The organism is Clostridium sp. (assembly GCF_036643715.1).
GTDB lineage: Bacteria > Bacillota > Clostridia > Clostridiales > Clostridiaceae > Clostridium.
In genome coordinates, this window is the sequence record NZ_JAVXRL010000020.1 from 1 (window position 1) to 17548 (window position 17548).

16 protein-coding genes and 1 pseudogene are annotated in these 17548 nt (G+C 31.1%); 16 read left to right on the forward strand and 1 reads right to left on the reverse strand.

All coding sequences use genetic code 11. The features are described 5' to 3' along the window. Positions 1-276: 276 nt before the first annotated feature. The 6 genes from RSF37_RS07485 (at position 277) to cls (ending at position 6517) form a co-directional block, all read left to right on the forward strand. The gene (locus RSF37_RS07485; protein ID WP_332563781.1) at positions 277-429 is read left to right on the forward strand and encodes a zinc-ribbon domain-containing protein; all 153 of its coding nucleotides are present in this window, start codon (positions 277-279) and stop codon (positions 427-429) included. A gap of 228 nt (positions 430-657) precedes the next feature. Continuing rightward, positions 658-810 (forward strand): zinc-ribbon domain-containing protein, encoded by a 153-nt coding sequence (locus RSF37_RS07490; protein ID WP_332563782.1) that lies wholly within the window; start codon positions 658-660, stop codon positions 808-810. 271 nt (positions 811-1081) lie between these two features. Further along, positions 1082-1234 carry a zinc-ribbon domain-containing protein gene (locus tag RSF37_RS07495; protein ID WP_332563783.1) on the forward strand — a complete coding sequence of 51 codons (153 nt, stop codon included), beginning with the start codon at positions 1082-1084 and terminating at the stop codon, positions 1232-1234. A 116-nt stretch (positions 1235-1350) separates the two neighbouring features. After that, positions 1351-2475 carry a glycosyltransferase gene (locus tag RSF37_RS07500; protein ID WP_332563784.1) on the forward strand — a complete coding sequence of 375 codons (1125 nt, stop codon included), beginning with the start codon at positions 1351-1353 and terminating at the stop codon, positions 2473-2475. Between the two features lie 84 nt (positions 2476-2559). Then, entirely contained in the window at positions 2560-4914 is a 2355-nt protein-coding gene (locus tag RSF37_RS07505) for a DNRLRE domain-containing protein (protein WP_332563785.1), read from the forward strand. A gap of 175 nt (positions 4915-5089) precedes the next feature. Next, entirely contained in the window at positions 5090-6517 is a 1428-nt protein-coding gene (gene cls, locus RSF37_RS07510; protein WP_332563786.1) for a cardiolipin synthase, read from the forward strand. A 329-nt stretch (positions 6518-6846) separates the two neighbouring features. Here the strand turns inward: cls and RSF37_RS07515 are convergent, their stop codons facing one another. Then, on the reverse strand, positions 6847-7644 hold the full coding sequence (locus RSF37_RS07515; protein ID WP_332563787.1) for an IS1/IS1595 family N-terminal zinc-binding domain-containing protein: 798 nt from the start codon (positions 7642-7644) through the stop codon (positions 6847-6849). 296 nt (positions 7645-7940) lie between these two features. Here RSF37_RS07515 and aroF (RSF37_RS07520) point away from each other — a divergent pair, with 296 nt between their 5' ends. The 10 genes and pseudogenes from aroF (RSF37_RS07520) to RSF37_RS07565 all read left to right on the forward strand — a co-directional run bounded on the left by aroF (RSF37_RS07520) (position 7941) and on the right by RSF37_RS07565 (position 17298). After that, a complete protein-coding gene (aroF, locus tag RSF37_RS07520) occupies positions 7941-8954 on the forward strand; it encodes a 3-deoxy-7-phosphoheptulonate synthase (protein ID WP_332563788.1) in 1014 nt (337 codons plus the stop codon). A 41-nt stretch (positions 8955-8995) separates the two neighbouring features. Then, complete coding sequence (gene aroB, locus RSF37_RS07525; RefSeq protein WP_332563789.1) at positions 8996-10048, forward strand: 3-dehydroquinate synthase; 1053 nt, start codon at positions 8996-8998, stop codon at positions 10046-10048. A gap of 16 nt (positions 10049-10064) precedes the next feature. Then, positions 10065-11352: pseudogene (aroA, locus tag RSF37_RS07530) on the forward strand (3-phosphoshikimate 1-carboxyvinyltransferase). Then, complete coding sequence (gene aroC, locus RSF37_RS07535; protein ID WP_332563790.1) at positions 11330-12412, forward strand: chorismate synthase; 1083 nt, start codon at positions 11330-11332, stop codon at positions 12410-12412. The pseudogene aroA and the gene aroC overlap by 23 nt, the downstream one beginning before the upstream one ends. A gap of 3 nt (positions 12413-12415) precedes the next feature. After that, entirely contained in the window at positions 12416-13558 is a 1143-nt protein-coding gene (locus tag RSF37_RS07540; protein WP_332563791.1) for a chorismate mutase, read from the forward strand. Then, on the forward strand, positions 13558-14364 hold the full coding sequence (aroE, locus tag RSF37_RS07545) for a shikimate dehydrogenase (RefSeq protein WP_332563792.1): 807 nt from the start codon (positions 13558-13560) through the stop codon (positions 14362-14364). The genes RSF37_RS07540 and aroE overlap by 1 nt, the downstream gene beginning before the upstream one ends. A 22-nt stretch (positions 14365-14386) precedes the next feature. Continuing rightward, positions 14387-14899, forward strand: a complete 513-nt coding sequence (locus RSF37_RS07550; RefSeq protein ID WP_332563793.1) for a shikimate kinase — start codon at positions 14387-14389, stop codon at positions 14897-14899. A 6-nt stretch (positions 14900-14905) separates the two neighbouring features. Continuing rightward, positions 14906-15340, forward strand: coding sequence for a type II 3-dehydroquinate dehydratase (gene aroQ / locus RSF37_RS07555; protein WP_332563794.1), 435 nt, complete (start codon positions 14906-14908; stop codon positions 15338-15340). 84 nt (positions 15341-15424) lie between these two features. Beyond that, positions 15425-16438 carry a 3-deoxy-7-phosphoheptulonate synthase gene (aroF, locus tag RSF37_RS07560; RefSeq protein ID WP_332563795.1) on the forward strand — a complete coding sequence of 338 codons (1014 nt, stop codon included), beginning with the start codon at positions 15425-15427 and terminating at the stop codon, positions 16436-16438. Positions 16439-16464: 26 nt separating this feature from the next. Next, positions 16465-17298 carry a prephenate dehydrogenase gene (locus RSF37_RS07565; protein ID WP_332563796.1) on the forward strand — a complete coding sequence of 278 codons (834 nt, stop codon included), beginning with the start codon at positions 16465-16467 and terminating at the stop codon, positions 17296-17298. The last annotated feature ends 250 nt before the right edge of the window (positions 17299-17548 follow it).

Genomic DNA, 17548 nt, shown 5'->3' on the forward strand with positions numbered 1-17548 from the left:
ACAACAGATAGTAGTTTCTTTTAAATAAAGGATGTAGTGTAAACTACATCCTTTTCATTTTGCAAAAAATACGTTTATATATAATTTAAGTTAAAATCTTATTAATAATTTTATTAAAGTTTATAATAAAAAAAACTTGATTATTGTTCATATGGATGTTACAATAACTATTGTAGTAATACAAAAAAATAATTTGATTAAAGATAACTAGATTATAACTTTCTCCTTTTAGAGAATTTATAACTTGAAATTGGTCTTTAAACAGGAGGAATTAGAATGGATAAAACATTAGAATGTAAAGATTGCGGTAAGGAATTCATCTTCTCAGAAGGAGAACAAGCTTTCTACAAAGAAAAAGGATTCGATAACGAACCAGTAAGATGCCCAGATTGCAGAAGAGCAAGAAAGCAACAAAGAAACAACAGATAGTAGTTTCTTTAAATAGAAGGTTGTAGCGTAAGCTACAGCCTTTATTTTTATGTTAAATTTAAAAAATATTTTGAAAATTTCAAAAAATACTTGCTTATTATTACAATAACTGTTATTATAAATATTGTAGCAATACAAAATAAATTGATTAAAGATAATTAGATTATAACTTTCTCCATTTAGAGAATTTATAAATTCAATGAAGTCTTTAAACAGGAGGAATATAGAATGGATAAAACATTAGTATGTAAAGATTGTGAAAAGGAATTCATCTTCTCAGAAGGAGAACAAGAATTCTACAAAGAAAAAGGATTCGATAACGAACCTGTAAGATGTCCTGATTGCAGAAGAGCAAGAAAGCAACAAAGAAACAACAGATAGTAGTTTCTTTAGATAGAGGGTTGTAGCGTAAGCTACAATCCTTTCTTTTTATATAAAAATGTAAACGAAATGCATTAGTTATATATTAGGTAAAATATTTGGTAAAAAAAGTTTAAAAAAATTTATGAAAACGCTTGATTTCACTTTTTTATTTTGGTAATATGGATTTGTAGAAATACAAAAAATTTGATTAAAGATAGATTAGGTTATAACTTTCTCCTTTTAGAGATAGTATAAGTTTTAATGAAGTCTTTAAACAGGAGGAATTAGAATGGATAAAACAATAGAATGTAAAGATTGCGGTAAGGAATTCATCTTCTCAGAAGGAGAACAAGAATTCTACAAAGAAAAAGGATTCGATAACGAACCAGTAAGATGCCCAGATTGCAGAAGAGCAAGAAAGCAACAAAGAAACAACAGATAGTTTGTAAACTCAAATTCCATAGGTTAGCCTATGGAATTTTTTTTATACTAAATTTTACGTACTAATAATATAAGTTAATTATATATTGTAATATAACAGTTATTAGAGGGGAATATATGATCACAATAAGTTTATGTATGATAGTTAAAGATGAAGAAAAAACATTAGGAAGATGTTTAGGATCAGTTAGTGAAATAGTAGATGAAATAGTTATAGTAGATACAGGTTCAAGTGATAATACTAAAGAAATAGCCAAATCTTTTGGAGCAAAAATATATGATTTTGTGTGGGAAGATAATTTTGCAAAAGCAAGAAACTATGCTTTTAGTAAAGCAACAAAGGAATATCAATTATGGTTAGACGGGGATGATTACTTAGATGACTCTAACTCCAAAAAATTAAGTGAACTTAAGAATACTTTAGAGAGTGATGTGGATTCTGTAACGATGAATTATTCTTTAATTAGAAACGAAAAAGACGAGACAACCTATTCATTAAGAAGGAATAGATTAGTTAAAAGGCAAAAGGGATTCATATGGATTGGAAAGGTTCATGAGTACTTAAGTGTTTACGGCAATATATATGATAGTGATATATCTGTAAATCACAATAAAGTTAAGGAGAATACGAATAGAAACCTTATGATTTTTAAAAAAATGGAGTTAGATAAAGATAAATTCACAAGTAGAGATTTATTTTATTATGCAAATGAACTTTATGATAATAAGTGTTATGAAGAAGCTATAATAAAATATAAGGAATTTTTATGTGAAGAAGGTATATGGGTTGAGGAAGTTAAGAGAGCTACGAGCAATCTTGTGCGGAGTCTAAGTTATGTGAAGGCTTTGCCGGATGATAGAATTTCAGTTATTTTTGATTGTATGAAAAAATACACTCCAAATGGTGAGATGCTATGTGAACTTTCAAATGCATTTATGGAAAAGGGTATGTATGATGAAGCTATACTACATTTAAAATCAGCATTGAATATTGATGAAGATATATTAAATAGTGGATTTAATAATAGAGCGTATGTAACATGGGTGCCAGCTATACAATTATGTGTTTGTTACTCTTTAATAGGGAAATTTGAGAAAGCATATTACTATAATGAATTAGCTTATTTAAATTCAGCACCAGAAGATAAAATAAATTATAATAGGGAATTTTTGAAGTCTAAAATAGATGAACTTGGTATTAAACTTGATAAAATAAAATATTTATTAAGCTGGGAAAAGTAAAAAAATAATAAGCGAAATATTATTTATAACAAAGTAGGAACCTTGAGAATATACTATAGTAATTATTCAAGGGTGGTGATTTTTTTGGGGTGCGAAAGTGTTTATAGCAAAGCAGATACTTTTGTTTCATCTAAATATCCAAATAAAAATTATAGTAAAGAGTCTCGTCTTTTTGTAGGGCAGAATTTTGACTGTAATTGTGAAGGGGATTTGGTAAAGACTTTAATGAAGTTTGATTTACCAGAATGGGTTTGTGGCTGCAAAGTTAGCGAAGCCGAAATAAGAATTTATGTTGAAAAAGTTAATGTTTCATGTGAATCTAAGGGGTTATATGTTGATTTGTTATATAATTTAGATTCTTTTTATGAAGAGTACGTAACTTATAAAACAGCACCATTTACAAGTTTGGTAAAGAAAAATATTTTAATTTCTAAAGCTTGTGAAGGAAGATATGTATCTATTGATGTAACTGAACTTGTTAAAGGTTTTATTAATGGACAAATAGAAAACAATGGAATAACAATAGCGCCATCTGAAGATAGCGTAGGAAGTATTGCATTATCATCTTTAAGAGGTGGAAATAGTGCAGTGCTTAAGGTATGTTATGTTGAGGACTGTTGTCCTTGCGAAGAAGGGCCTCCAGGACCAAGAGGACCTGAAGGACCAAGAGGAGAAATGGGACCAAGAGGTTGTATAGGACCAGAAGGAAAAGAAGGACCAAGAGGAAAAGAAGGTCCAAGAGGAATAGAAGGAAATGATGGACCAGAAGGTCCAGAAGGACCACCTGGTATTCAAGGACCGATGGGCCCAATTGGGTTAAGAGGACCACAAGGTATAGAAGGACCAGAAGGAAAAGAAGGACCAGAAGGAAAAGGAGGACCTAAAGGTGATATTGGACCAAGAGGTTTTATAGGGCCAACTGGAGAAACGGGACCACAAGGACCAAGAGGTTTTTCAGGAACTGAAGGACCGATAGGACCAACTGGTATTCAAGGAATACCAGGAATACAAGGTGTTATGGGTGGTGAAGGACCAGATGGATCACAAGGACCACAGGGAGCTACAGGTTCTAAGGGAGCAACTGGAGTAAAGGGTGATATAGGACCAACTGGCGCTGAAGGACCAATAGGACCAACAGGACCACAGGGGCCAAAAGGTGAAGAAGGACCAATAGGGGCAACTGGAGTTCAAGGACCAATGGGAACTAGGGGAATTCAAGGTGTAGAAGGATTAGAAGGACCAGAAGGGCCTCAAGGTAAAGAGGGTCCTCAAGGTATACAAGGACCAAAAGGTTGTGTAGGACCAACTGGAGCAACAGGACCGGAAGGACCAAGGGGAGTTCAAGGACCACAAGGGATACAAGGCGAAGATGGAATAACTGGACCGGAAGGAAAAGAAGGCCCAAGAGGAATCCAAGGACCAGTTGGACCACAAGGAATGACAGGATCTAGAGGGCCGATAGGACCAACAGGACCAAAGGGAGATCCAGGAGAACAAGGACCGAAAGGAGATCAAGGACCTATAGGAATACAAGGACCTAGAGGTATTATGGGAGTCATGGGACAACAAGGACCGGCAGGAGAAGTTGGCCCAGAGGGACCAAGAGGTATCCAAGGAGTTACAGGTCCTAAAGGAGATCCAGGACAGGTAGGTCCAAAAGGTACTACTGGAGATGCTGGACCAAAAGGACAAACTGGATCAAAAGGTGATAGAGGAGAAAGAGGACCAGAGGGGCCAAGAGGACCAGAAGGTCCGGATGGACCAAGAGGTGAAATGGGATTGATTGGGCCTATAGGTCCAGAGGGACCACAAGGACCAAGAGGACTAGAAGGGCCAGAAGGTATGCAAGGTGAATCTGGAGAAAGAGGTCCAATGGGACCGATGGGACCAGAAGGAAAAGAAGGACCTAAAGGGCCAGAAGGACCGATGGGACCAGAAGGCGAACGTGGAGAAATGGGACCTAGGGGACCGATGGGATTAAGAGGACCGGAGGGCCCGATTGGACCAAAAGGTGATCCTGGAGAGTGCAATTGTAAGTCTAATGAATCTGCATATATAGTATCTGAAAAGTGTAGATGTATTGGTAGCAACGAAGCAATACCTTTATTGGAGAATATAATTGTATGTGGTGACTCTATATATCACAGCGAAGGAGAAGAAATTGTAGTTTTAGATGAAGAAGGTCATTATTTAATTAATTTCTCATCATCTGCAAGTGGAGAGAATGTTGGAATAGCATCGTTAGAATTAAGAGTAAATGGAGTTGTATACAGTGTAGCAGCTGGTGAGCTTGATAAATGTGGAGATTTAATTAACTTAGCAAGCACTGCGATTGTATGTAATAAATGCGATGAAGAAATAGAAATTGAACTTGTAAATGGAAGTAAGTGTCCGGTAACCTTCTGTTTAACTAGAATAACTATAGTTAAATTATCATAGAATATACAAATATAAGGCATGATATTTATCATGCCTTATATTTTGTTAACAATTGATAAAGAAGATTAATAAAATTATACATTTATTGATAGAAATTTTAAAACAGGATATAATTATAAACATTAGAAAGATTAAGAATCAAGTTTAAAATAGAAACAATAGATTGGAGAAAATAATGAATGTAGTAATAGCAATAGGTATTATACTATTAATTCTAAATGCAGCTTTTGCATTCTCTTTAATATTTATTGAGAGAAAGGATCCTACAACAACATGGGCATGGCTTTTAATATTTGCATTGTTACCAGGTATAGGATTTTTGATTTATGTATTAATAGGGCAAAACTTTAGCAGACAGAAATTATTTACTGAAAAAAGAATTAAGGATGTTAATAAAAAGAAAGAATTAAATAAAGTATTAGGTGATAGTGGTCATGATGGTGGCGAACAATTCAAAGACTTAAGAAGGATGAATTACAATAATTGTGGCGCTAGGTACACAATTGGGAATGATGTTGATATATTCGTTAATGGGGAAGATAAGTTTAAAAAACTTTTAGAGGATATAAAAAACGCTAAGGAATATATCCATATGGAATATTATATATTCAGAAAAGATGGTATAGGAAAGGATATTGTTGATGCACTTGAAGAAAAACTTGCTGAAGGTGTTGAGGTAAGACTTTTAGTTGATAGTATGGGATCTTATACAATTACTAAAAAGAAGCTTAAGAGATTCCTAGAACTTGGAGGAAGATTTGCGATATTCTTCCCAGGACTACTTCCTCATATAAATACTCGTATTAATTTTAGAAATCATAGAAAGATTGTTGTAATTGACGGTGAGTATGGATACGTTGGTGGTTTTAATGTTGGAGATGAGTATGTAAATAGAGATAAAAAAATAGGATTTTGGAGAGATACTCATATTAGAATAAGGGGTATGGCAGTTAATGATTTAAATGAAAGATTTCTTTTAGATTGGTGCTATGCAGCTAGAGAAGAGTTAGAGGACTTTAGCACCTTTTTACCTAAGGAAGAATTTAAGGGTGGAGATGTTGGAGTTCAAATAATTACAAGTGGACCAGATCATAATGAAGAGTATATTAAAAATGCGTATATTAAATTAATTAATAATGCAAAACAAAATGTATTTATTACATCACCGTATTTTGTTCCTGATGCACCAATTCTTGAAGCTATAAGAATTGCGGCGTTATCAGGAGTTGATGTTAGGCTATTGATTCCTGGCAAGCCTGATCATATGTTTATGAAGTGGGCTGCGGATTCATATTTAGGAGAATTATTTACATCAGGAGTACGTGTATATTATTATAGAAGGGGTTTTGTTCATGCAAAGACTATAGTTGTTGATAGTTCAGTTGTGTCTATTGGTACTGCAAATATGGATATAAGAAGCTTTAGTCTCAATTTTGAAGTTAATGCCTTTATATTCGATGAAGGTAAGGCTAAGGAATGTGAAGAGGATTTTAGAAATGATTTAGATGGTTCAGTAGAAGTTACAATGGAGATGTTTGAGTCTAGGCCAAAGAGGGTTCGTATAGTGGAATCTCTTGTGAGACTCGTATCACCAATATTATAAATGGAAGAGGTATGGCTTTAAGGCTGATTGAGAAATCAGTGTTAGAGCTGTACTTTTTTTATTTTAGATGTATGTTGTGAGCTGCGGCTAATTTTATTTTGTATGTAGGGTGTGAGGTGTGTATAAAATAACTATATTGGAATGTTATACGTGACTGTTGGTAATAGAAAAGTTACAATGTATAAAAATGAAGAATGTTGAAATAAAAGATAGGAAAATGTAGAAAAAAGTTTAATGCAAAATGAATAAAAAATACATAATTATAAATAGGATAAGCTTGTACAAAATTGTTGCTATAATAATAAAATAGAAAAGAAAAATGAAAAAAATTATGAGCAGAATAGAGCATTAATAATATTTGAAGTCATAACTTTATTTTTAAAAGATTTTTCAAATACGTGAATAAACCAATCTAAATAAGCATCTAAGTACTTAGTAGCTACTCCCTTAAAGGCACCAAGCCATACTTTTAATAGAGAAGAGAAAGCATATAAAAAATCTTTTAAATTTATTTTTTTTAGCTTAGGACATTCTTTAAATCTTCTAAGATCTATATTTAACCTACTAGCAATGGCGGGTGCATATCTATCAGAAAACCCAATAATATTTGAATTGAAAGTAACTTTGTTTTTTAGTAAGGAATAAGAAATAGGTTGAAAAAGCATTCCTTTAGATACTATTTTAGAAAAAGACATACAATTATCATTTACTGCAATAGAAACGAAAACCTTTTTTCTAGGTTCTGGAGCTAATGATACTGGAGGTACTTTCTGACCTTTAAAACTTTCTCTGAAATTTATATGCTTTAGACCGATGTAATTATAAAGAAAGATATTTTCATTGCAGTTAGGGAGCTTATTTAATATTTTATGTCTCCACTTGAACGAAGTGTTTATACTTAAGTTTAATTTGGAAGCGCATGCACGTATACTATTGCCAGAAAACATAAGGAAACAGTAGTCATACCAAGTTTTTGATGTTTTTTTAGAGTTGTACCATATAGAAGTTGTGGAATCTGAAAAAGTTCTACTACAATTTTTACATTTGTATCTTTGAATTTTTTTGTAACGTCCATATTTTATAAAATAGTCATTAGAACAAAAAGGACATTTTTTATAATTATTCATTAATATTCACCTCATTAGATTATAGACAATAAAAATGATATTTAAACTAACAACACACAAATGCAACATTCATATAAGAAGAAATAATTAGTATGAAAATCTAACTAAGCTAAAAGAAATGAATTACATAAACATCCATAAAAAAATCAATCCTTTTTTGTTGGAAAAGGTCAAAATTAGCATATTATTAAGAAAATAACCATAATACAATTAATTTATTACAATTAAACCTATATTATTGATTATATGGTATAATAAGTTAAATTTATTAATGTTATTTTAAAGGGGGCTTATAAATGATAGTAATACTACAACCAAAAACAAAACAGGAAGAAATAAAAAAACTAACTAAAGAGTTAGAAGCACAAGGGGTGTTAGTAAACCCTGTTATAGGAACAGATCTTAGCATACTTGGACTTGTTGGGGATACAAGTGCATTAGATCCAACTCAAATTGAGGCAAACTCAAATGTTATAAGAGTAATGCATGTACAAGAACCATTTAAGAAAGCTAATAGAATGTTCCATCCAGATGCTAGTATAGTTGATGTTAATGGAGTTAAAATTGGTGGTGAAAAAATAGCAATGATAGCAGGACCTTGCTCTGTAGAAAGTGAGAATCAAATACTTGAAATAGCTGAAAGTGTGAAAGAATCAGGTGCAGGTCTTTTAAGAGGGGGAGCGTTCAAACCAAGAACATCTCCGTATAGTTTTCAAGGACTTAAATATGATGGATTGACTCTTTTAAAGCTTGCAAGGGAAAAGACAGGTCTTCCGATAGTAACTGAAATAATGTCACCTTATGATGTGGAACTTTTCAATGATGAAGTAGATCTTATTCAAGTTGGGGCAAGAAACATGCAAAACTTTGATCTTTTAAAAGAACTTGGAATGACTAGAAAACCAATTCTTTTAAAGAGAGGATTATCAGCGACTATTGAGGAGCTTTTAATGAGTGCTGAATACATTATGGCAGAAGGTAATGAAAATGTAATTCTTTGTGAAAGAGGAATTAGAACTTTTGAAACTTACACAAGAAACACTTTAGACTTAAGTGCGATACCTGCAATTAAGAAATTAAGTCATCTTCCTGTTGTTGTTGACCCGAGTCACGCTACAGGCAAATGGTGGATGGTTGAGCCATTATCAAAAGCTGCAATAGCAATTGGAGCTGATGGATTAATAATAGAAGTTCACAATAATCCAGAGAAAGCATTATGTGATGGAGCTCAATCAATTAAGCCAGATCTATATAATCAGTTAGTTGAAGACTTAAAACCAATTGCAAAGGCAGTAGGAAGAGTATTATAATTAATAGTTATAAATATAGATTTTTAAAAAGGCGGTACAGTATGAAGAGACTTTTAGTAGATTTAGGAGAAAATTCTTATAATATAGATATAGAAAAAGGAAGTATCAATAATGTAGGGAAATACATTAAAGAAATTTTTAATTGTGAAAAAGTATTTATTATTACAGATGAAAATGTTGATAAGTATTATGGAGATATCGTTAAGAAATCTCTTATAGATAATAACTTTAAAGTTTTTAAAATAGCAATTAAACCAGGTGAGGAGAGTAAGTCTTTTCATTCGTTAGAAGACATTTATAATAAACTTTTAGATTTCAAGTTAACTAGAAAAGACTTAATTATAACTTTAGGTGGTGGAGTTGTTGGAGACCTTGGAGGGTTTGTAGCATCAACATTTTTAAGAGGAGTAGCTTTTTATCAAATTCCAACTTCACTTTTAGCACAAGTAGACAGCAGTGTTGGAGGAAAAGTTGCGGTTGATTTAGAAAGAGGTAAAAATCTAGTTGGAAGCTTTTATCAACCAAAAGGAGTATTAATAGATCCTAGTGTTTTAAATACATTAGATGAGAAATTCTTCAAAGATGGCATGGGTGAAGTAATTAAATATGGTCTTATAAGAGACAAAAATCTTTTTAATCTTTTAAAGTCATTAAAAGGTAGAGAAGAAGTTATGAGGCATATAGATGATATAATATTTACTTGCTGTAATATTAAAAGAGAAATAGTAGAGCGTGATGAGAAAGACCTTGGTGAGAGAATGGTTTTAAACTTTGGTCATACATTAGGTCATGCTATTGAAACTTTTTATGGATTTAAATCTTACACTCATGGGGAGTGTGTTGGTATTGGTATGTACTTAATATCAAAGCTTTCTTATGAAAAAGGGATAGTTCCAATAGATTATTCAGAAAATATTAAAAGTATATTAACTTCTTATGGGTTGCCATATGAGGCTAAATTAGAAGATAATGAAGAGATTGTAAATACAATAGCTTTAGATAAGAAGAATATGGGAAGTACTCTTAAGATAATTATAATGAAAGAACTTGGAAATGCAGAAATATATAATACAACAGTTGAATTTTTTAAATAGAGAAGAGGTGAAATAAATGGGAAGTCTAAAGATATACAACAAAAAACTTAAAGGCGAAGTTAATATTCCGCCATCAAAGAGTATGGCACACAGAGCAGTAATATGTGCATCATTAGCTAAAGGTACTAGTATTATTAATAATATTGATTTATCTGATGATATTATAGCAACGATAAATGGGATGAGATCATTAGGTGCAGTTATTACTATTAATAATAACTCTCTAGAAATTATTGGAGCTTCAAATGAATCAAGAAGTTATAATAGATTAATAGATTGTAATGAATCAGGATCAACACTTAGATTTCTCGTTCCTATAGCTCTATTATTCGAAGGAAAAAATAGATTTATAGGTAAAGGTAATTTAGGAAAAAGACCTCTTAATATTTATTATGATATATTTGAAAAACAAGGGATAAAATATTCTTATAAAGAAGAAACTTTAGATTTAGTAACTGAAGGTATTTTATCACCTGGAACTTTTAAAGTTAGAGGTGATGTAAGTTCGCAGTTTATAACAGGACTTATGCTTTCATTACCATTATTAAATGGAGATTCTAAAATAATAATAGAAGGAAGACTAGAGTCAAAAGGCTACTTAGACTTAACTTTAAGTGCAATGAAAGATTTCTCTGTTAATATAGAAAATAAAGGTTATAAAGAGTTTATTATAAAAGGCAATCAAAATTATATAGGTAGAGAATATAAAGTATGTGGAGATTATTCTCAAGGGGCATTCTTTTTATGTGCAGATGCTATAAATAATGAAGTTACATGTAATGATTTAGATGAAGATTCTCTTCAAGGAGATAAAGAAGTAATAGAAATATTAGAAAGAATGGGAGTTTCATTTAATAGAGAAAGTGATTCTATAATTGGAAATGCTTTAAATCTTAAAGGAACTGTTATTGACGCAGCTGGTTGCCCAGATATAATTCCAATACTTTCTGTAGTAGCATCTCTTTCTAACGGAAGAACTGAAATATTTAATTGCAAAAGGCTTAGAATTAAAGAATGTGATAGATTATCTGCCATAAGAGAAGAACTTACAAAGCTAGGCGCTATTATTAAAGAAGAGGGTGATTCATTAATAATAGATGGAGTAGATAAGCTAAAAGGCGGGGTCACTGTTTGGAGTCATAAAGATCATAGAATAGCTATGATGCTCTCAATAGCAGCAACACGTTGTGAAGAGCCAATTATATTAGAAAATTATGAATGTATAAGCAAATCTTATCCGCACTTTTTTAAAGACTTTAAGATGTTAGGAGGAGATTTTAAATGAGTGGAATGTTTGGAAATAACTTAAAATTTTCAATATTCGGAGAATCACATGGAGCTGCAATTGGACTTACAATTGATGGACTTCCATCAGGGTTTCCAATTGATTTAGAAAAAATTAATATTGAAATGGAAAGAAGAGCACCAGGTAGAAATTCATTATCAACAGCTAGAAAAGAGGGAGATAATGTAGAAATCCTAAGTGGATTATTTAATGGTAAAACGAGTGGTACACCTCTTTGTGGAATTATTAAAAATAGTGATAAGAAGTCAAAAGATTATAGTAAACTTAAAGATTTAATGAGACCTGGTCATGCAGATTATACAGGTAATATAAGATATGATGGATTTAATGATTATAGAGGTGGTGGACATTTTTCAGGAAGAATTACAGCACCACTAGTATTTGGAGGAGCTTTATGCAAGCAAGTTCTTGAAAGTTATGGAATCAAAATTGTATCTCACATTAAGCAGATTGGTAACATAAAGGATGAATTTTTTAATCCTTTAGAAATAGATGAGGATTTAATAGAAGAACTTCCAAAGAGAGTACTACCTTTATTAAATGAATATTTAGAAGATAGTATGAAAGAGGAAATATTAAGAGCAAAGAAAGATGGCGATTCTGTTGGTGGAATAATAGAATGTGCTATAGTAAATGCTATGCCTGGTATTGGTGATCCTTTCTTTGATTCTGTTGAGTCAACATTATCACATTTATTGTTCTCAGTTCCTGCTGTTAAAGGTGTTGAATTTGGAGAAGGATTTAATATTGCAAACCTTAAAGGTTCTAATGCAAATGATGAATTCTACTATGAAGGAGATGAAGTTAAAACTCGTACAAATAATAATGGTGGAATACTAGGTGGAATAACAAATGGTATGCCAATAATATTTAGAGTTGTAATTAAACCAACTGCTTCAATTTTAAAGGTTCAGCAAACAATAAATATAAGTGATAAGACAAACTGTGACCTTCAAATAGAAGGAAGACATGATCCTTGTATAGTGCAAAGAGCTGTTCCGGTTATTGAGGCTTGTGCAGCTATTGGGATTTTAGAACTTTTGAAAGGAAGAAAATAATTAATGGATGCTTTAGAAGGCTATAGAAAAGAAATCGATAATATAGATAAAGAGATAACTAGACTTTTTGAAGAGAGAATGAACGTAGTTTTAAATGTAGCAAAGTATAAGAAAGAAAACAATTTACCTATATTTCATAAAGGAAGAGAAGAAGAAGTTATTACTAAAAATATTGAAAGACTTAATAACAAAGATTATAGTTTAGAGATTAGAAAGTTTTTTAATGGAATGATGGAAGTTTCAAGAGAACTTCAAAGTAGAAAGTTAAGTGATGAATCTAATAATGATAATGAAGTTAAGGAACTTAAAGTTTTAACTGAAGATATTATAGGGTTTCAAGGAGTGCCAGGATCTTTTAGTGAAGAAGCACTTTTAAAACATTTTGGTGAAGATAATAAGAGGATTTTCTTTGAAGAATTTGAAGATGTATTTAAAGCTTTAAAAGATGGGAAAATAAATTATGGAATACTTCCAGTTGAGAATTCATCAACTGGTGGAATTAACGAAGTTCATGATCTTTTAATTAAGTATGGATTTTATATAGTTGGTGAAGAGAGTATTAAAGTTGAGGAACATCTTATGGCTCCAAAGAATGCCACTTTAGATACGATTAAGGAAGTATATTCTCATCCTCAAGGATTTAGTCAAAGTACTGAATTTTTAAAGGGATTTGAGAATTTAAGATTAATTCCATTTCATAATACTGCAACAAGTGCAAAACTTGTTAGTGAACTTAATAGTATAGAAAAGGCTGCGATTGCAAGTGAAAGAGCTTCTTGTATTTACAATCTTGAAATTATAAAACGAAATATAAGTAATAATAAAAACAACTGCACAAGATTTATCGTAATAGGTAGAGAACTTTTAAAAGAAGAGTTAGCAGATAAAGTAAGTATAGTATTTTCTCTTGAAGATAAGCCAGGAACTTTATATAAGCTTCTGAAATATTTTGGAGAAAATGATATAAATATGATAAGAATAGAATCAAGACCAACTAAAGGCGAAAGATGGAAATATTTTTTATATGTAGATTTTGAAGGTAGTATTCAAAATGATGAAGAGAAGAAAGCTATTGAATTTATTAAATGTAGTAGCGAATATTTTAGGCTTTTAGGATGGTATAAAAAGAGAATGGAAGTGAGATAATGGAGTTTTTTGGACTTGTCGGAGAGAAATTATCACACTCTTTATCACCAGAAATACATGAAGAAATATTTAAAGGTCTTAATGTTAATTGTGCTTATAAATTATTTGAAATAGAAAAAAGTAATATAAATAATTTAAGTAATGCATTAAAAACTTTAAGTATTAGAGGAGTAAATGTAACTATTCCTTATAAGGAAATTGTTATGGAGTCATTAGATGAAATATCAGAGGAAGCTAAAAAAATTGGTGCTGTTAATACCATCTTTAATAAATGTGGTAAATTAATAGGATATAATACAGACTACTATGGTTTTAAATATATGTTATTAGATAAAAATATTAAAATTAAAGATAAGAGAGTAGTTATTCTTGGAACTGGTGGTGCAAGTAAAGCTGTATTAGCTTGTATTTTAGATATGGGTGCTTCTGAAGTTTTATTAGTTAGTAGAAACGTTAAAGAAAATGATTTTAATGATGAAATAGTTAAATATATAACTTATGATAAACTTAAAAATGTTGATGGTGAAGTAATAATTAATGCCACTCCTGTTGGTATGTATCCTAGAGTTACAGAATCACCAGTTGGAAAAGATATTATAAGTAATTATAATAGCGTAGTAGATCTTATATACAATCCTATGGAAACCGAGTTTTTAAAGTATGGTAAAGAACTTAAAAAGAATACATGTGGGGGACTTATGATGCTTGTTGTTCAAGCTATTTGTTCGGAAGAAATTTGGCAGGGAAGAAGTATTGATAAAAAGGTTATAATAGATATATATAATAATCTTAGTAAGAAATTTTAGTTCTTATAAATAAGGAGCATGTATGGAAAAGAGAGATAAAATTATACTAATTGGTATGCCAGGTTGTGGTAAAACAACAATAGGAAAAGTACTTGCAAGGGAACTTAATTATAATTTTTACGATATGGATGATTACATTGAAGAGACTTCAAATATGTCTATAAAAGAGATTTTTGATAAATCAGAAGATGATTTTAGAGACCTTGAAACAAAAGCATGCAGGGAGCTCTCGTTAAAGAAGAGGTGTGTAATTTCAACAGGTGGTGGAGTAGTTAAAAGAGATATCAATATGGATATTTTAAAAGATATTGGTGTTATTGTATTTATAAATAGACCAATAGAAAAAATATTAACTGATGTAGATATCTCAAAAAGACCTCTATTAAATGGTGGTAAAGAAAGACTTTATAAACTTTATAGTGAGAGAATTTATAAGTACAGGAATTCTTGCCATGTAGAAGTAATCAATGAAGGATTTTTAAGGGAGGCTATTGATTTATGTAAGCTTCTTTTAAAAGGTAAGATTAAGGAGTAATTGTATATGAAGATTATGGTTATTAATGGACCAAACTTAAATATGCTTGGTGTAAGAGAAAAGAATGTTTATGGTACGAGTAATTTTGAAGATGTTATAAAATACATTAAAGAAGAAGGGGAAAAGAGAAATTTAAATATTACTTTTTTCCAAAGTAACACAGAAGGGGAAATAATAGATACTATTCAAAAGGCTTATTTTGAAAATTTTGATGGTATTATAATAAATCCTGGAGCCTATACTCATTATAGTTATGCAATACATGATGCAATAAAGGGAGTTTCTATAAATACTGTAGAAGTGCATTTATCAAATATTCACGCTAGAGAAGAATTTAGAAAAATTTCAGTTACAGCACCAGCTTGTATAGGACAGATATCAGGCTTTGGTGCACATGGTTATATTTTAGCTATGGATGCGCTAATAAAGGGAGTTAAGTAGTAAACAAAAGAGTTAATAATGTAGGATATGAAGTATTGTGGGTGTTAAACAAACAAATAGAGAAATTATTTTGGAGGAAATTTTATGATTATTGTTATGGATCCAAAGGCTAACGAGGATGAAATTAGAAAGGTTAGCTGTATTATAGAGGGATTAGGACTTAAAACTAATCTTTCAATGGGAGAATCCCATATTATTATTGGTGTGGTAGGAGATGCTTCAGTACTTGACTCGAATAAATTACTTAGATTTGATGGAGTTTCTAAAGTAGTAAAGGTTGATGAACCTTTTAAAAAAGCTAATAGATTATTCAAACCAGATGATACTATAGTAGATGTTTTAGGAAATAAAATTGGAGGAGGACATATCGGGGTAATGGCTGGTCCTTGTTCAGTTGAAAGTGAAGAACAAATTATACAAATTGCAAAGTCAGTTAAAAAATCAGGAGCTAACTTTTTAAGAGGGGGAGCATTCAAACCAAGAACCTCTCCTTATAGTTTCCAAGGGTTAGAACTAGATGGACTAGAATTATTAAAGAAGGCTAAGGAAGTAACAGGGTTACCTATTGTAACTGAGCTTATGTCAACTGATTATATTGATGATTTTGTAGAGAATGTTGATGTTATACAAATCGGAGCAAGAAATATGCAAAACTTTGATCTTTTAAAACAAGTAGGTAAGACAAAAACTCCTATTTTATTAAAGAGAGGGTTATCTGCAACAATTGAAGAATGGCTTATGTCAGCTGAATATATTATGGCTGGAGGCAATGAAAATGTAATTCTTTGTGAAAGAGGTATTAGAACATTTGAAACTTACACAAGAAATACTTTGGATTTAAGTGCAATTCCAGTTATTAAAAAGCTAAGTCACCTTCCTGTTATTGTAGATCCAAGTCATGCAGCAGGATATTGGTACTTAGTAGAACCACTTGCAAAGGCAGCTATTATGGCTGGTGCAGATGGACTTATGATAGAAGTTCATAACGATCCAAAGAATGCATTAAGTGATGGACAGCAGTCAATTAAAGAAGAAAGTTTTGAAAAGCTTATGGATAAAGTTAAAGCAATTTGTGAGTTTGAGGGGAAAACTCTTTAAAATTTAATAGGGGGTTATTTGGGTTTATGAGAATTACTATTGTTGGTCTTGGTGTTATAGGTGGATCCTTTGGGATGGCACTTAAGAAAAATGGTTACACAGATGTTTATGGTATAGACAATGATATAAATACAATTAAGAAAGCTGAGGATATTGGGATAATAAAGAAAGGGTATTTAGATGGTGAAGAAATATTGAAGTCATCTGATTTGGTTATAATTTCAATATATCCTAAGCTACTTAAGAATTTTATATTTAATAATAGAGGTAATTTTAAAGATGGAGCTGTAATTACTGATGCAACAGGTATTAAAGAAATGTTTATTGAAGATATATTAAGCATAATACCGAGTAATGTTGATTTTGTTTTTGGACATCCTATGGCTGGGAGAGAAAAAAAGGGAATAGACTTTGCATCAGATGAAGTTTTTAAAGGAGCTAATTATATAATTACAGAAACTAAGATTAACAAGGAAAATAATATAGTTCTTATAGAAAGTTTAGCTTACACTCTAGGATTTAAGAAAGTTAAGAGAATAAGTCCTAAATATCATGATGAAATGATAGCATTTACAAGTCAACTGCCTCACGTACTTGCAGTTTCACTTATAAATAGTGATAAAGAAGGACGAAATACTGGGGATTTTATTGGTGATAGTTATAGAGACTTAACTCGTATTGCAAATATTAATGAAGATCTTTGGAGTGAACTTTTCCTAGGAAATAAAGAAAATCTTTTAAAATGTATTAATAATTTTGAAGAAGAACTTTTAAAAGTTAAACAATCTATATTAAATGAGGATTCTTTAGTGCTTAAAGAATATTTAAAGAAGGCTACATCTAGAAGAGAAAAATTATAAAAGATTGAGGATTCATAATATGAGTCCTCAATCTTTTTCTGTGTAAATTTAAATAAAAAGGATATTTTACACAGAAAAAACATACAGTGTAAACTGTGTAAATACGATTACACAGTTATTGTGTCGAATAGTGGAAAAATATTTTGCGTGTAAACTGTGTAAATGTAAGGGTTTACGAATAAGTATAAAAAAATAATAAATTAACTAAAACTTGGCATGCAAATTGCTATAAGTAATAGTGTAAGGAAAT

Coding starts and splice junctions, on each gene's coding strand:
- RSF37_RS07485 (WP_332563781.1), top strand. CDS start 277: ATGGATAAAACATTAGAATGTAAAGATTGCGGTAAGGAATTCATCTTC.
- RSF37_RS07490 (WP_332563782.1), top strand. CDS start 658: ATGGATAAAACATTAGTATGTAAAGATTGTGAAAAGGAATTCATCTTC.
- RSF37_RS07495 (WP_332563783.1), top strand. CDS start 1,082: ATGGATAAAACAATAGAATGTAAAGATTGCGGTAAGGAATTCATCTTC.
- RSF37_RS07500 (WP_332563784.1), top strand. CDS start 1,351: ATGATCACAATAAGTTTATGTATGATAGTTAAAGATGAAGAAAAAACA.
- cls (WP_332563786.1), top strand. CDS start 5,090: ATGAATGTAGTAATAGCAATAGGTATTATACTATTAATTCTAAATGCA.
- RSF37_RS07515 (WP_332563787.1), bottom strand. CDS start 7,644: ATGAATAATTATAAAAAATGTCCTTTTTGTTCTAATGACTATTTTATA.
- aroF (WP_332563788.1), top strand. CDS start 7,941: ATGATAGTAATACTACAACCAAAAACAAAACAGGAAGAAATAAAAAAA.
- aroB (WP_332563789.1), top strand. CDS start 8,996: ATGAAGAGACTTTTAGTAGATTTAGGAGAAAATTCTTATAATATAGAT.
- aroC (WP_332563790.1), top strand. CDS start 11,330: ATGAGTGGAATGTTTGGAAATAACTTAAAATTTTCAATATTCGGAGAA.
- RSF37_RS07540 (WP_332563791.1), top strand. CDS start 12,416: ATGGATGCTTTAGAAGGCTATAGAAAAGAAATCGATAATATAGATAAA.
- aroE (WP_332563792.1), top strand. CDS start 13,558: ATGGAGTTTTTTGGACTTGTCGGAGAGAAATTATCACACTCTTTATCA.
- RSF37_RS07550 (WP_332563793.1), top strand. CDS start 14,387: ATGGAAAAGAGAGATAAAATTATACTAATTGGTATGCCAGGTTGTGGT.
- aroQ (WP_332563794.1), top strand. CDS start 14,906: ATGAAGATTATGGTTATTAATGGACCAAACTTAAATATGCTTGGTGTA.
- aroF (WP_332563795.1), top strand. CDS start 15,425: ATGATTATTGTTATGGATCCAAAGGCTAACGAGGATGAAATTAGAAAG.
- RSF37_RS07565 (WP_332563796.1), top strand. CDS start 16,465: ATGAGAATTACTATTGTTGGTCTTGGTGTTATAGGTGGATCCTTTGGG.